Origin of the sequence: Nostoc sp. MG11 (genome assembly GCF_014904695.1) — a bacterium.
Taxonomy (GTDB): Bacteria; Cyanobacteriota; Cyanobacteriia; order Cyanobacteriales; family Nostocaceae; genus Komarekiella.
Window position 1 is genome coordinate 51,978 of the sequence record NZ_JACXXN010000011.1, and the last position, 15,020, is coordinate 66,997.

10 protein-coding genes are annotated in these 15,020 nt (G+C 41.7%); all 10 read right to left on the minus strand.

Annotated elements, in window-relative coordinates:
• Nucleotides 1-10 precede the first annotated feature (10 nt).
• The 10 genes from HCR01_RS17285 to cysC all read right to left on the minus strand — a co-directional run bounded on the left by HCR01_RS17285 (nucleotide 11) and on the right by cysC (nucleotide 14,989).
• Nucleotides 11-985 carry an isopenicillin N synthase family dioxygenase gene (locus HCR01_RS17285; protein WP_193197370.1) on the minus strand — a complete coding sequence of 325 codons (975 nt, stop codon included), beginning with the start codon at nucleotides 983-985 and terminating at the stop codon, nucleotides 11-13.
• A 53-nt stretch (nucleotides 986-1,038) separates the two neighbouring features.
• Nucleotides 1,039-2,832, minus strand: coding sequence for an ABC transporter substrate-binding protein (locus HCR01_RS17290; RefSeq protein ID WP_193197371.1), 1,794 nt, complete (start codon nucleotides 2,830-2,832; stop codon nucleotides 1,039-1,041).
• Nucleotides 2,833-2,864: 32 nt separating this feature from the next.
• Nucleotides 2,865-3,641 (minus strand): SDR family NAD(P)-dependent oxidoreductase, encoded by a 777-nt coding sequence (locus tag HCR01_RS17295; protein WP_193197372.1) that lies wholly within the window; start codon nucleotides 3,639-3,641, stop codon nucleotides 2,865-2,867.
• A gap of 219 nt (nucleotides 3,642-3,860) precedes the next feature.
• Nucleotides 3,861-8,729, minus strand: coding sequence for a non-ribosomal peptide synthetase (locus HCR01_RS17300; protein ID WP_193197373.1), 4,869 nt, complete (start codon nucleotides 8,727-8,729; stop codon nucleotides 3,861-3,863).
• Nucleotides 8,730-8,875: 146 nt separating this feature from the next.
• Complete coding sequence (locus HCR01_RS17305) at nucleotides 8,876-9,670, minus strand: SDR family oxidoreductase (protein WP_193197374.1); 795 nt, start codon at nucleotides 9,668-9,670, stop codon at nucleotides 8,876-8,878.
• A 12-nt stretch (nucleotides 9,671-9,682) separates the two neighbouring features.
• Complete coding sequence (locus tag HCR01_RS17310) at nucleotides 9,683-10,384, minus strand: cupin domain-containing protein (RefSeq protein WP_193197375.1); 702 nt, start codon at nucleotides 10,382-10,384, stop codon at nucleotides 9,683-9,685.
• Complete coding sequence (locus tag HCR01_RS17315; protein WP_193197376.1) at nucleotides 10,377-10,985, minus strand: LysR family transcriptional regulator; 609 nt, start codon at nucleotides 10,983-10,985, stop codon at nucleotides 10,377-10,379. The genes HCR01_RS17310 and HCR01_RS17315 overlap by 8 nt, the downstream gene beginning before the upstream one ends.
• 52 nt (nucleotides 10,986-11,037) lie before the next feature.
• On the minus strand, nucleotides 11,038-11,943 hold the full coding sequence (locus tag HCR01_RS17320) for a DMT family transporter (protein ID WP_193197377.1): 906 nt from the start codon (nucleotides 11,941-11,943) through the stop codon (nucleotides 11,038-11,040).
• 72 nt (nucleotides 11,944-12,015) lie between these two features.
• On the minus strand, nucleotides 12,016-14,268 hold the full coding sequence (locus tag HCR01_RS40455) for a Rieske 2Fe-2S domain-containing protein (protein WP_193197378.1): 2,253 nt from the start codon (nucleotides 14,266-14,268) through the stop codon (nucleotides 12,016-12,018).
• A gap of 142 nt (nucleotides 14,269-14,410) precedes the next feature.
• The gene (gene cysC, locus HCR01_RS17330) at nucleotides 14,411-14,989 is read right to left on the minus strand and encodes an adenylyl-sulfate kinase (protein ID WP_193197379.1); all 579 of its coding nucleotides are present in this window, start codon (nucleotides 14,987-14,989) and stop codon (nucleotides 14,411-14,413) included.
• Between the last annotated feature and the right edge of the window lie 31 nt (nucleotides 14,990-15,020).

Genomic DNA, 15,020 nt, shown 5'->3' on the forward strand with positions numbered 1-15,020 from the left:
TGGGAGATGTCTATTTTTTTTCAGATGTATAGCCTCCTGTTGCGACTTGATTGATATATTCATGGGTACGAATTGGTGAATAGTTAGGAGTTGCGTTTTCCTCTAAGCAATTTTCTAAGCAAGTAATTTCAGCATCGTAATCAGGGGACTCAAAATAGATAATCGAGTACCTGGGATTGGTGGGGAATTTGGAGGGTAGGGGAACTCGATGTTTTGTGGCGGGAAACTTGTCGTTTGTCCAGCGCTGCATTAAATCTGCGAGGATAACCAGAACTTTACCAGGGAGGTAGGGCGCTGCAATCCATTCCCCTGCATTGGTGCAAACTTCTAGTCCAGCTGTCTCATCTTGAAATATTAAGGTAATACTGCCGTAATCTGTGTGTTCAGCAAACCGAGTCTCTGCGGGAGAAAGAGGTCGGCTCACAGATGGATAGTGATTTATGGAGGTGTTGAAATTCCGCTCAATATGGAAATCCGTGAAATAGGACTCTGGTAGTTTTAAGGCGATCGCCAGCGCTTGTAAAATACTGAAAGACGTATCACGACAAGTTGTAAAAAATTCCAATAGCACTTGGCGAAACTCTCTTTGGTCTTCAGTCCATCGATTTGGTTCACCAAACCTCTGGTGAGTTACACCCGCTTCATCGGTTGCAATATCTAAACCAAAATTGAATGCTTCTAGCAATACTCGCTCTTTACCACGAGCAACATAGCCTCGACTAGTTCCTGGAGCAAGTTTTACTCGGTTTTTCTCCTCATCTGGTAATGCGAAAAAACTCTGAGCTTGAGCAAACACTTGCTCAACTAAAGTCTGAGGTACAGAATTGCTGAGGTAAAAACATCCAACTTCTTGAATAGCAGACGAAATGCGATCGGCAACTGCTTGCTTGGCAACAATATCACCGACCATAAACGTATGGAAATCGATGACGGGAATCGGCGTAGTAACAATTATCTGGGGTTCACGTTCTTTGATTGGGTTCATCAGTAAAAAATTCCTCTTCGTAATTCTGCGCGGTGTTCAGATCCCCGACTTCTTTAAGAAGTCCGGGATCTAGTATTAGTTTTCAGTTCATAAACATTCCAAAATGTTCCTTGTAAAGCAGAGTGTTTTACGCCTTGAATGCGATTTCGCACAGATACCATTGATAAGGAGTTGACTAGATAAATAAACGGTAGATATTCCTGACTAAGCTGTTGAGTTTCTGCATAAATCTGTTGGCGCTTTGCTTCATTTGATGCTGCACCTTGAATGTAGAGATCGGCAATTTTTTGCTCCCAATCTGCTATCTGCTGCCCAGTAATTGGCTTTTGTCCGGCTTGGGGTTGGCGATTAAAAAAATGCCAGTTACCGACTGTAGACCAAATATTTACTGCTTCGTTGGGTTCTATTGTCATTGGGAAACCATCAAGAATTTGGCAATCCCAATCCAGACGATTTGTTAATTTGTCTACAACCAATCCCACTGCAATCAAATTTAAATCTACCTGAATTCCTATCTGATTCAAATCGTCTTGAATCAGTGGAGCCATGTTTTGCAACACCTTATTAGCGACATTGGCAGTAAGCGTAAACCGGACTCGATTACCATTGACATCGAGTAATTGACCTTGATTATTGTAGCGAAAACCTGCTTTGACCAGTAACGCTTTTGCCTTCTGAGGGTTATGGTCGTAGATTGGTAAACCTGCTTTTGGAGAGAGATAGTAAGGACTTTGCACTGCGATCGGTGAATTTTGCAGTTCTCCTACTCCTCCAAAGAGATTGGTGAGCATACGCGGGCGATTGATGCTATGAGCAACGGCTTGACGAAATTCCACTGTATTGAACCAGCGAGATTTAATGGGATCAATTAGAGGCTGACCATTTCTGCGTCCTGTATTCAAATTAAACATCATAGCTGTGGTTCCTGTTTGAGAACCGCCATTATAAATTGTGAATTCTCCCTGTTTTTCTTCTCGTTTCAATAATGAAAAATAATTAGGATTTACATCAATAAAATCAAGACTTCCAGAACGAAATTGGATTAACGCCGTATCATTATTACTGACTGTACTTTGAACAATGCGATCAATATAAGGCTGAGTATGACTTTGAGCATCTTGACGCCAGTAATAGGGATTTTTGCGAAAGGTGATCCGCTCACCTGGAGCATAAGATTCTAATTTATAAGCACCATTACTAACAATTTGATTGGGTGGAGTATCTGTACCCCAAATTGAGAGAAATAGCGGTCTACCTGCGGAGTCTTTTGTAGTGATGGACGATCGCAGGATATGAGCGGGTAAAATTTCTAGTTTTGTTGTGCGAAGAAAGGGGGCAAAAGGTTCTGGAAGGGTAAACTCAACCCGCCAATTATCTAGTTTTCTCACTGTAGGAAAACTGCGAGTTTTGCCTATTTGCAAAAAATCCTTGGCATAAGAAGGAATAGTGGGATTTGTATAAATATCTTTATAAGTAAACACTACATCATCGGCAGTCAGCGGTTCGCCATCTGACCATTTAAGTCCTTTTCTAAGTGTAAAAATAATTTGCTTTTGGTCTTCAGAAATATTCCACGATCGCGCTAAAGCTGGTTCAATTTTCCCTCGACCATTTTCACGAATCAAACCTTCATAAAGGTAAGTTAAAATCCCTACTCCCTGCTCCATCAATTGAGGATTAAAGGTGTTGGGTTCAATAGAACTACTAACGATGATTTGAGATCCGGCTACTGTTTTGTAGAGCAAGTTAGTTTGGACGCAACTAACTAGAACGATCGCCAGGATAAATCCGATAATAGCTGGCGATCGCCGACGGCGGATAGCAGTAAATGTAATCAATCTTCGCATAGTTGTACTCCAGGAAACTTCTTTTACCTGCCTTACATCGCGCTGTATCCCCCATCCACCATCAAAACTGCCCCCGTCACATAAGAGGCTGCTTCTGAGGCGAGAAATATCACTGGGCCGACGAGTTCCTCTGGTTTCCCGCGTCGCTGCATGGGAATCACGGCGCTCAGATGTTGCTGATCCTCGTCTGGCGATCGCCGAAATGTTTCGGTACCTTCCATGATGTTGTCGATATAGCCAGGAGCAAAAGCATTGACTCGAATCTGATGATCTGCCCATTCTAGAGCTAGCGATCGCACTAGTAAATTTACCCCTCCTTTGGCTGCTGTATAAGCCGCTGAGCCATTGATTCCCACTACGCCGCCGATCGAAGAGTTCATGATAATCGAGCCGCCTGTCCCTTGTTTGATCATTTGTCGAGCCGCTAGTTGAGCGCAGTGGAAGTATCCTTTAAGATTGACGTTGATGATGTCATCCCACTCTAATTCTTCTAAAGAAGCCGCCGATTTGATGATGTCAATGCCTGCATTACATACCATGATGTCAAGCTTGTGGTAGTGGGCTACGGTTTGCTCAATTAGGCGTAAACAATCTTGGCGGTTTCTAACATCGGTGGGAATTGCGATCGCTTCGCCTCCAGCTGCTTGAATCATTTGTGCAGTTTTTTCTGATTCCGCTACTTTGATATCAGCAACTACAACTTTTGTGCCTACAGATGCTAATCCTTGAGCTATTGCTCTGCCGATGCCTCGTGCGGAGCCTGTGATAATGGCAACTTTATCTGTTAGGTCAAAGAGGGAGGATTTCACAATTTTTTCTAGTTTGAGTGGGAGTGGTTTTAAAAGGAATTTGTATCACGCAGAGGCGCAGAGTCGCAGAGAGCAAGAGTTTGAGAGAGTTTTTGTGTATTGTGTAAGTGAGCATTTAATATTGATATTTTGTGGTTTATAAACTAAACTCCTTGCAAAAGTCCCGATTATATACTCTTTCTCTGAGCCTCTGCGCCTCTGCGTGAGATAAATAAATACTTATGTAGGAGGTCTACTGTTTAGTAAATTGCGGATAGCTTCTGCTTGCTGAACTATAGTAGGTTTTTCAAATAGGAAAACTAAGGGTAATTCTATTTGCAAAGCTTTTTGTAATTTGTATGTGAGTTGCAGAACAAGAGCGGAATGTCCTCCAAGGTCGAAGAAGTTATCTTGAGTACTAATATGTTCTAATCCTAAAACCTCTTTCCAAGTAGCTAATATAACTTCCTCCATAGGGTTGGCAGGTTCAATAAAATTGTTTTGAGGAGTTTTCGTAGCTATAGGTAATTTGGAATTTTGAATTGGTAAACTTTTTTCTTCTGATAAAAAGGGAAGTTCACTAATACGTTGGTCAGGATTAGAAACAATATATTCAAGCAATCTTTGAAATATCGTCACCATTCTGGTAATAGTAGTAGCTTCAAACAAATCGGTTTTGTAGACTAAAGCGCCTTCAATTTCCTCTGATGTTTCTTGGAGTGTAAGATTTAAATCAAACTCTGCTGTATCTTTGGTATCGGTTGCAATAAATTCCTCTTTTAAAGTCAAATTTGCCAGTTTTAAATCATCTTCTGGAGTGTTTTGAAAAACAAACATTACCTGAGCTAGCAGTGTGTAACTATCTCTAACTGGTTGCAGTTCTTCTACTAGTTTGATAAAGGGCATTTCCTGATGTGTATACACTCCTAAAGCCACTTCCCGCACTCGCCGCAGTAGTTCTCGGAAGGTGGGATTGCCTTCTAAGTTGGTGCAAAATGGTAGTAAATGGACAAAGAAACCAATCAATCCTTCTGTTTCTGGGCGGTTACGATTGGCAACGGTGCTGCTAACAATGATGTCTGGTTGCCCTGTGTAGCAGAAAAGTAATGTCTTGAGTGCTGCTAACAAGGTCATAAATAGGGTTACGCCTTCCTGCTGACTTAATGCTTTGAGTGCTTTGGTTAAGTCTTTGGAAATTACCAAAGGTTGACGCGCACCTGCGAAGGTTCGCACTGCTGGACGTGGATGGTCAGTTGGTAGTTTCAAGACTGGAGGGGTAACACCTAAGTGTTGTTTCCAGAATTGCATCTGTGATTCTAAAACTTGCCCTTGTAACCATTGCCGTTGCCAATTAGCAAAGTCTGCATATTGGATAGGTAACTCGGTTAGCGGGGAGGGTTTGCCTTGAGAAAAAGCTTCGTAAAGGGTTGCCAGTTCTTGAGTCAAGACGCTAAAAGACCAACCGTCGGCGACAATATGGTGTGTAGTGACAACCAGCAAATACTCGGTTTCACTCAAACGCCAAAGTTTACTCCGCAATAACGGCCCTCGCGCCAAATCGAAAGGCTGTTTAATCTCCTTCTCAGCTTGTCGTTTCGCTTCAGTTTCCGGGATGTCTTGTGAGTCTATTACGGCGAAGTCAAAGACAGGCTCAGAGGAAATTGTATAAACCACTTGTCCGTTCTCAACCTTAAAGGTAGTTCGCAAGGTTTCGTGTCGTCGCACAATTTCTTTTAAACTCTGCTCTAACGCCTTAACATCTAGTGAACCCGTCACGCGATAGATTAGCGGCAAGTTGTAAACAGGATTGCCAGGATAGAATTGCTCAAAAAACCAAAACTCTAATTGAGTTAAGGAAATTGGCCGTACTCCGTCACGCCAGACGGCTTTTAATGGTATGATTTCTGCTGAAAGTTCTTGCTGACTAGCCGCCTCAACTGTTCTAGCTAAAGTTGCGATCGCAGGTGATTCAAATAAACTTCGTAGAGGTAATTCTATCTTAAATGCTTTGCGTGTCAGAGAAATTACCTGGGTAGCAAGTAAAGAATGTCCTCCCAAATTAAAGAAGTTGTCGTAAATCCCAACTTGTTCTAACCCCAAAACATCCCTCCAAATACCTGCCAAAATTTCTTCGGTGGGAGTCCGGGGTGCAACAAAAGTTTGAGCTAATTCCGGTCGGCTGGTCGTCGGTTCGCTTAAAGCGCGACGGTTAACTTTACCGTTGGGTGTCAGAGGGAATGACTCCATCTGTACAAAAGCCGATGGAATCATGTAATCTGGCAACTGGTCTTGAAGAAAATTACGCAACTGTTCGACGGTGATTGTCTGTCCTTGAATTGGTACGAAGTAAGCGACTAAATATTTTTCTCTGGCACTTTCCCCAAACACCTTAGCGATTGCCTGGTTAATTTGGGGATGTTTGCTCAAGACTGCTTCAACTTCACCAAGTTCAACCCGAAAACCCCGGACTTTTACTAAATCGTCTATCCGTCCCAAAAATTCAATATTGCCATCTGGTAAATATTTAGCTAAGTCGCCAGTTTTGTATAGCCTTCTGCCTTCTGTCTCCGCAAAGGGATTTGGAACAAATTTTTGCTCTGTCAAATCTGGACGGTTGAGGTAGCCATGAGCTAAACCATCACCACTAACGTAGAGTTCACCAGGAACCCCAATCGGCACAGGCTGGAGATTGCGCTCTAATAGATAAACTTGCACATTAACAGCAGGCTTACCAATTGGTGGATAAATTGGCCACTCTTCTGGTTTGTCGCTAAAAGTATAAGCTGTGACTAAATCTGCTTCTGTGGGGCCGTAGAAATTATAGAGTCTACAATTCTCCAAACGCTGAAACAGCTTAATCATTGGTTGCGTAATCTGGAGTTGTTCGCCACAGGCGATCGCTTCTCTAATGTTCTTAAATAGATGTTCTTCTTCTCCGTATATTTCTGCTAATTGTTGCCATAAGGTGACGGGAAGAAAAACTTTGGCAATTGGTTCAAATGCAAGTAACTGAATTAATTTATCTAAATCTTTGCGATCGCTTTCGGGAATCATATACAGCGTTCCACCCAAACCCCACGCCGCAAACATTTCGTGATAGCTGACATCAAAGCTGAGGGAAGCAAACTGAAGAACACCCACGCCTGTTAACATCTTTGCCTGATGGTGTTCGATTAAATTGGTGAGCGATCGATGGGGGACAAGAGTACCTTTAGGAGTTCCTGTAGACCCAGAAGTATATATTATGTAAGCTAAATTATCAGCTTTTACTTCAACTTGTGGATTAAATTCAGCTTCTTCGCCGATTTCCTCCCAATCATCATCTAACACAATGAGATGATGAGCAAAGTTGCCATTCAGCAACGATTTACAACGTGTTTGAGTTAAGACGACCGCTGCTTGAGAATCGCTGAGCATAAATGCTAAACGCTCTGGGGGATAAGTAGGGTCAAGCGGAACACAAGCGCCCCCAGCTTTGAGGATTCCTAATATGGCAACTGCCGCCTCTAGAGAGCGTTCTAGACAAATCCCCACGGGTACATTTGGTTTGACGCCCAAACGTTGTAGATGGTGCGCTAATTTATTGGCACGTTGATTTAACTCTAAATAGGTCAATTGTTGGTTGTCATACACCACCGCCACAGATTCGGGTGTTTTTTCAACTTGCTGCTCAAATAATTGATGGATGCAATAATTTATGGGATGGACTGCTTGGGTAGCATTCCACTCTACTAAGAGTAAATCTTGTTCTGCTGGTGTGAGTAGCGGTAGTTCGCCTGCACTGCGATGAGGTAACGCAACAATCCCCTGTAACAGCGTGAGCAAATGACCAATCATGCGGTCAATGGTATCTGCGTCAAAGCGATTGCGATCGTAGTTGATTTTGATTACCAGTTCTTCACCGGGAATTGCCACCACCGTTAAGGGATAATTTGTTTCTCCCAGCGCTTGGCGATCGCTTATTCTCAAATTTCCTGGAAGTGCTTGTAGTGTGGCGTTTACAGGATAGTTCTCAAACACGACAATGCTTTCAAACAAAGGTTGATTCCGAGGAATTTCACTCACGCCTTGAATATCTACCAGTGAGATGTATGAATACTGCTCTCGTTCTATATGCTCTTGTTGCAATTGCGCCAGCCAAGGCAACAAATCGGTTGTTTCAGGGATTTTTATCCGTACAGGTAGGGTATTAATAAACAACCCCACCATCGACTCTACACCAGATAAGTTATGAGGACGACCAGACACCGTTGCCCCAAACACCACATCAGACTCACCACTGTAGCGACTCAGTAACAATGCCCAAGCTGCCTGCACCAATGTAGAAACGGTAAGATGATGCTGTTGGGCAAAAGATTTTAAGTTAGCAGTTGCCTCAGCTGATAGATGTTGGTGTCGAATATAACTGGTTTGCTTTTGGTGAGTAGTCTGCCCTACTGCTTGTTCCACAACCAAAGGTGTAGGAGCAGTAAAAGCCTCAAGAGTTCGCCGCCAAAATCCCTCTGCACTAGATTTGTCTTGCTGCTGTAACCAATTAATGTAGTCTCGGTAAGGGCGAGATGGAGCTAAATATAATTGTTGATTGTTGTTTATAGAATCGTAAAAAGCAAAGATTTCTTTGAAGAGAATCGGCCAACTCCAACCATCAAGTAATATATGATGAAAGCTCCAGACAAAATGATAAGTTTCGTCTGCTAACCGAAATAAAACAAACCGCATCAAGGGAGATTTGTCAAGTTCAAAACTTTGCTCTTTATCTGTATTCAAGAAAGAATTAATTTGCGATTGCTGTTCCTCAGTTGAGAGCAAATGCAAGTCTCTGTTAACCCAAGGTAAATTAACTTGTTTACGCACTACTTGCACTGGCTGTTTGCGGTTATTCCAAACAAAAAGAGTCCGTAAAGCCGAGTGTCTCTGCACCACCTGTTGCCAAGCTTGCTCAAACGCGCTCTTGTTTAATTCGCCATGAATAGTGAAGCGAAACTGCTCAAAGTATATTCTTGATTCAGGCTGATAGAGAGTATGAAATAGCATCCCCTGCTGCATTGGCGAAAAGGGATAAATGGCTTCAATTTCTTTAGTTTTATTTTGATTTTGTAGAACTACCATTGCTGTGTTTTTTATAATATATATTTTTAATTAACCGCCAAGACGCAGAGAGCGTAGAGAAAGAAAATACAATTTACAGCAGTTTTATTCCTTTGCGCCTTTGCGTGAGATAAAAAAGATCTGGTAAGAAATGCTTAGATTTATTATTAAAAAGCTGCTGTAGATAATCCGCCATCAACTGGAATAGTTACACCAGTGATATAACTAGCGCATTCTGAACTGAGAAAAGCAACTAAATTGGCAACCTCATCAGAAAGACCCCGACGACCGATAGGAATGGTATTATCTATACCTGCTGCGATCGCATCAATATTTCGGTCTTCCTTTTGGGCAAATACCTTTAGATATTCTCTATGTCTTGGTGTATCAATAATACCAGGATTAACAGAGTTAACTAACACATTCCACTTGGCAACTTGTGTAGCTACAGATTTGGTAAAGTTGATTAATGCTGCATTCGCTACTCCTGATTTAATTAAACGAGGGGAAGGTTCTTTCCCGGATGTGCCAATAATATTTACAATTCTCCCCCATTGCTGATTTTTCATAATAGGTAAAACCAGATTGGTCATGCGGATGTAGCCCATTAATTTTCCTTCAAACACAGTTCCCCAATCTTCATCAGATAGGTTTTCTACTGCGACGCTGGAAAATTTAGCTCCATCAGAATTATTTACCAAAATGTCAATTTTCCCAAATTGATTGAGAGCTAACTGCACTAATTTTTCAGAGTCAATTGCCTTTTGAACATCAGCCAAGGAGGTAATAATTTTAGCTGGAGAATTAACTAAACTTTGATAGGCTTGTTCTAATCGGTCTGCATTTCTCCCACAAATTATTAAATGACAACCTTCTGCTGCCAGTTTTTGAGCGATAGCATAACCAATGCCAGCACTTCCTCCTGTCACTAAAGCTACTTTACCTGTTAGTCCTAAATCCATGTTAATAGTCCTCTAGGTTGCAGTTAGCGATCGCGCAGTTATTTTACTAAAAGAAGCATCTTGATCAGAGAAATAAGAACAAGGTGGAATCAAAATTTTTACCAAAGATACTACTTCATCAGAGGAATTATATCCTCCACAAAACACATCAGATGGTGCATAATAAATATTACCATAAGCTAGCTGTTGCTGTTCTTCTCCCACAGACATGAGCAATTGACCATTGAGGATTATTCCCATTTGTTCGCTAGCAGATTGGTGCATTGGAATTATACCTCCTGGCGGAATTTCAGTAATTGCAATTTCAAACCAAGAAGCAACAATAGACTGGCATAAAAAACCCGTAATATCATCTTTTGTAGGCGATACCTTCAGAAACACTTCGTCAGCTTTTTCTGAAGAATTTATGATGCGTTTTACATCGAATACTAGCGTTGTTTCTGGAAAAACATTTACAGAACCGTGCGGAACATAAGCATTTGCAATATAGGCTTGTTGCAGCGGCTCAATAATTTCTTTAATTCCGTTGACGTTCATTTGTAAACGACCAGAAATTATCATCCCCATCTGACTTTCTAAATGTTCATGTAGTGCAAAGTTAGCTCCAGGAGCAAGATATACTAATTGAACAAGCGTGTCTTGACATTCATAAGCTATTAACTCTACATCGGAATTAATTTTTGTGTTTTTGGGAGTTGGAAAAAATTTAGACATGATTTTCTGCTATTTTTTTATAAAAAATCGACCAACTCATAGGAATTTTTCCATAAATGGAAATAAACTCCAAATCATAAGCGTCAACAGCGTTTGCATTAGTAATAGCTAGAGTAGCTAAACCCTGCTGTACTTGAATTGCTGCATCACTAGTAGAAAGAGACAAATCAACCTGAATTTCTGATTGGTCTTGGGAGTCTGGTAAGAGTCTTGACAACAAAGGTAAGGGCGCAGGATGGGTAACAAGTCTAGCTCCTTTAAAAATTACCTCTGTATTTTTCTTTTTAGCCAATCCATAAACTGGAGTCGGATAGATAAAAATGAAACCTAAATCAAAACTTGGCTCCATATAAAACTCATTAATCAATTGATAAGCATGAGGAACTAGAGCCAAATCTACTTTGTCTTGCAGCAAAGCTTTTTTAACATCTGGAAAGCTATCAAATAACTGAATTTCTCCAGTCAATTGTTCTGACTCTAATTGTTTGACTATATAGCTTGAAGCATAGTCACTACTAGTACCACTAGGCCCCAATGTCCCTATAGTCAAAGTTTTTGCAGGAGGAATAGGAGGTCGAAATTCAATCGAAAACTTCAGCATAGTTTGAACCAAGGTCGTATAGGAGAAAAAAGAAAGTTAAAATTACTAATTTTTAAATATCTTCTGCGCCAAATATTAATTTTCGGTCTATATATTGAGATTTACTCTGACTTAAAATCAATGCAGTTAGTACTAAAACCGTGCCAATCAAACCGCGTACTCCAAACTTCTCGCCGAGTAGCCAAAAGGAAAAAACGGACGTGAGTACCGGATCGAGGGTACACAATAGCGCCGCCTCGGAAGCTGAAATCCATTGCTGGCCTATTGTTTCTAACCAGATAGTGCCAGCAGTTCCTACCAGACTGAGGTAGAGGATAATGCCATAGTTATTGCTCAGAGCCTCAAATTGCCCGACCATCTCCGGTGCTGCCCAGACGGCGCTTAACACTGCTACAATCCACAGTTGGATGGCCGTCAGGGATAGAGTTGAGTGGCGTTGTGCCGTTCCCTGGAGTACCAGCATATAAACCCCGTAAATGAACGTTTCGCCAAATAACAACAAGTCACCTATACCTAGAGAGCCGTTTTCCCAGCACATAATGCCGATACCTATGAGGGAAACTATGGCGGCGAGTACAGTTTTAAGCAGCAAGGGTTGACCGAATAACGCTGCTAACAGGGGTACAATGATCACATTTAGGCTAAAAATGAATCCTCCTCGGTTGGCATTGGCGGTTTCTAGCCCGATTGCCTGGAAGGCAAAGCAAGCGAAAAGTAGAAGTCCTAAAACTGTGCCATCGCGTAATATTTGAGCGTTTAAGGAGCGTAAATATGGGGTAAAGATCGCTGCTGCAATGGTGAAACGGCTGGCGGTAAGTACAGCTGGCGAAAAGCTAGTGACTGCATCTTTAGTAAGTGGGAAGGTCGTCGCCCATATTAAACTGACGAGCGCGATCGCAATTATGCCCTGAATATGGAGGGCGTTTTGCGTGGATTGATTGCGGTCATCTAGTTTCATGTTATAAGTACCTAAGAAGAGGCAAGGGAGCAGGGAGCAAGGGGGAAGATAAGTGAATTCCTATACCTTCAGTCATAATGGTTTCCTCTGACGACTGGTTATTGGTAGCTTGGCGCGGATAGCCTCCTGAAACTTAGCAACATCAAACTCGGCAATACTAAATACTCCGATTTTCTCGAACAGGCGCGATGAAACGCTGTCTTGACAGATATAGTTAACGCGAATGTCCTCATGCAACGATTCCAAAAGCAGTTGGATATTCGCTAGACGCGCCTCTTCAATAGCTTTAGTATTGGTGTCGTGAGGGTTGAGGATATGCCCGTAACTGCGAACGTGAAAACGGCACTCTCTTGGCCCGGCGGGAACTAACGAAAAAGTTTGGACGTGTTCGGGAAATACGCTCAAAGAAAAAGGCATGGGGATTTCTTCTTGCGCCGACATCGAGCAGAAGGCTGAGTAACACAGCGTTTCGGGCAAAGAATAGTTTTCAGACGCAAAATCTTGTAATTCCTGCTCACGTTCCCAAGAATGTCGAGCGATCACTTTAGCGCAATCATAATATTGTCGCTCGATTGGGGTTAAGCTGGGTGAAGCCGGATCACGCATGGGAATAATCATGCCGTTGATGCCTTCACAATCGCTCGACACCCCAAACCGCCGAGTTAAACCTTTGTGCATCATGGGAAAGTGATAATCTTCTAAGAAGTTTTCCCACAGCAGCTTGTAATCAACCTCCACATTAATGTCATACTGACCAACTCCACCAATGGGTTGCATATTTTCCAGTTGGTAGGGTTCTAATAAACCAGGTAGATACCAACTTTCAGCTAATCTTGAGCCTTCCCAAGTAAAACGAATGAAAATAAATCCATAAAAAACATCAATGTCGATGGGTTCTAAACCGTAGTTGGGTAAACCAAATTTTGGATAGCTCCCCCGTTGTGTGACATCCTGAAGTTTACCAGCGAACAATTCACCGCTAGCAGTCCGAATAACGTAGGCTCGTTCACCGACAATATCCAGCCAAGTGAAATTACCCGGTTGCGGAACTTCGTTGATATGACAAACAAATTGCCAAGTTGGTTTAATTAAATGCTCAACTTCCAGAGCAAACAACGTTGCATCGCCATAAATCCAGATTGGTAATGCTTGCCTTCTTTCAGATAATTCGGAATATTCTACCCCATCAGTATCAATTTTGGGATACTCTATAAACTGCCTTTGCTCGTCACTACTGTTATAAACTCGTTGAAGCACTTCATTCAGTTCTGGTGTTGACCCATCACTATCGACGGTCAGGATAGCTTGTTTAAGTTCCCCTATTAACGACTCCAACATTAATTGGCGACTATCGCCTGTTCGTCCTTGATTAATATCTGCAATTAGCTGTATTAGTTCTGCTTCTAAATAACCAATTCTCAACCAGAGGCGGATTTGTTCAGGAAGTGTGGCAGTTTCCCCATCTGCATAGCCTGGACTCACACAATTGAGCAGATTGGTAATTTCTACCCCGATATTTTGCTGGTTTTCAGGTTGTGATTCTTCTTTGAGGTGACTATTTTCTGTAGGACTGACGCAAAAACTCTCCAAAAGCCTCTTTCCTTTGCGTTCTTCGTGTCCTTTGCGGTTCGTTTTTCCGTTACTACTGCGTAAGTCCTGTTCTAAAAGTTTGGCAAAAACCCCTTGATTCTCATCAATTTTGACCTCAAATTCCTGCAAACTGTAGTTTTTCAGGTCAAAGTCAGTACCAAACTCTCCTCTATTTGCCCCTGGTGCATTCTTGCAATGACCATCTACACCAAAAGCCCATCCATGATAAGGACAAAGAGCCGTTTTATCTACACCTACACAACCGTGACCTTCAAAAACTGGTGCTTGGCGATGAGTGCAGACATTCAGAAAAACGCGAATCGTTCCGTCTGCTTGGCGTACAGCTACCAACGGTTCCTGAAAAATTTGAACAGTAACAAAATCTCCAGGCTTGGGAATTTCTGCGGAGCGACAAATAAAATACCAATTTTTCTCTAGTTCCGATATTTCAACAAAGATTGAACGAATAATTTTAGCAATAAAGTAATTATAAACAATTTTGATATTGACTTCTGTATTATGGCGTTTGTTATATTCAAAAACTGCATCTACGAGATATTTATATACTACTTCAACAGCAGAATCACCCTTTGCTGATAATAAAGCGGTAACAAAACGATTCCATGCTACTTCATCATTGTTAGCAAAATTAGTACCCATCGCAGCAAGAGAATATTGCTGTCGTCCAACTTCAACAAAAAGTTTACACAATCCCTTTTCTTTTACTAAAATCATTTTACTTTTTCCTACTTTTCATCATACAGCAGCCCTAAATGATTCTCGAACTCCTTCCCTTCTTCTCTTGGCGACTTGGCGGCTTCTCTGCGAGACGCTGCGCGATGGCGGTTCAATAATTTCCACAACTCAAACAAAATCATTAGATCCGCGAGTAATTGTTTTGAAATTGCGGCAACAACAGAGAATTGATGTACCCCAATTCTTCCAACCTAATTAAAACTTTATTTGCGCTTTGCACAACACTTTCTTGATTCGTTTTGCATTCAACATCAGGCTCAAGAGGTATTTCATACAAATCATCAATTCCAGTAAAATTTTTGATTTCACCAGCTCTAGCTTTTTTATATAAACCTTTGACATCTCGCTGTTCGCAAACTTCTAATGGTGCATTAACATACACCTCAATAAAATCTCCAATCCGTTCTTTAACTTCTTCACGGATTGCTCGATATGGCGAAATTACCGAAACCAGTACAATGACATTATTTCTAGTTAGCAGTTGAGCTACAAAACCAATTCGCCGAATATTTTCGTCTCTATCCTCCTTGCTGAAAGTTAATCCCTTACTTAAGTTTTGGCGAACTATATCGCCGTCTAGTACCTCAATTTTATACCCTTGCGATCGCAGTTCTGTTTCCAAAAATCGGCAGATGGTGGTTTTGCCAGCACCGCTCAAACCAGTTAACCATATTGTTACACCACGCTGTTTTTCCAGCATCCTACCCCTACGCTTTTACTAAAAAGTTTAT

Bases quoted from the DNA above. Each gene is read 5' to 3' on its own strand.
- HCR01_RS17285 (WP_193197370.1), bottom strand. From the start codon at position 985: ATGAACCCAATCAAAGAACGTGAACCCCAGATAATTGTTACTACGCCG.
- HCR01_RS17290 (WP_193197371.1), bottom strand. From the start codon at position 2,832: ATGCGAAGATTGATTACATTTACTGCTATCCGCCGTCGGCGATCGCCA.
- HCR01_RS17300 (WP_193197373.1), bottom strand. From the start codon at position 8,729: ATGGTAGTTCTACAAAATCAAAATAAAACTAAAGAAATTGAAGCCATT.
- HCR01_RS17305 (WP_193197374.1), bottom strand. From the start codon at position 9,670: ATGGATTTAGGACTAACAGGTAAAGTAGCTTTAGTGACAGGAGGAAGT.
- HCR01_RS17310 (WP_193197375.1), bottom strand. From the start codon at position 10,384: ATGTCTAAATTTTTTCCAACTCCCAAAAACACAAAAATTAATTCCGAT.
- HCR01_RS17315 (WP_193197376.1), bottom strand. From the start codon at position 10,985: ATGCTGAAGTTTTCGATTGAATTTCGACCTCCTATTCCTCCTGCAAAA.
- HCR01_RS17320 (WP_193197377.1), bottom strand. From the start codon at position 11,943: ATGAAACTAGATGACCGCAATCAATCCACGCAAAACGCCCTCCATATT.
- HCR01_RS40455 (WP_193197378.1), bottom strand. From the start codon at position 14,268: ATGATTTTAGTAAAAGAAAAGGGATTGTGTAAACTTTTTGTTGAAGTT.
- cysC (WP_193197379.1), bottom strand. From the start codon at position 14,989: ATGCTGGAAAAACAGCGTGGTGTAACAATATGGTTAACTGGTTTGAGC.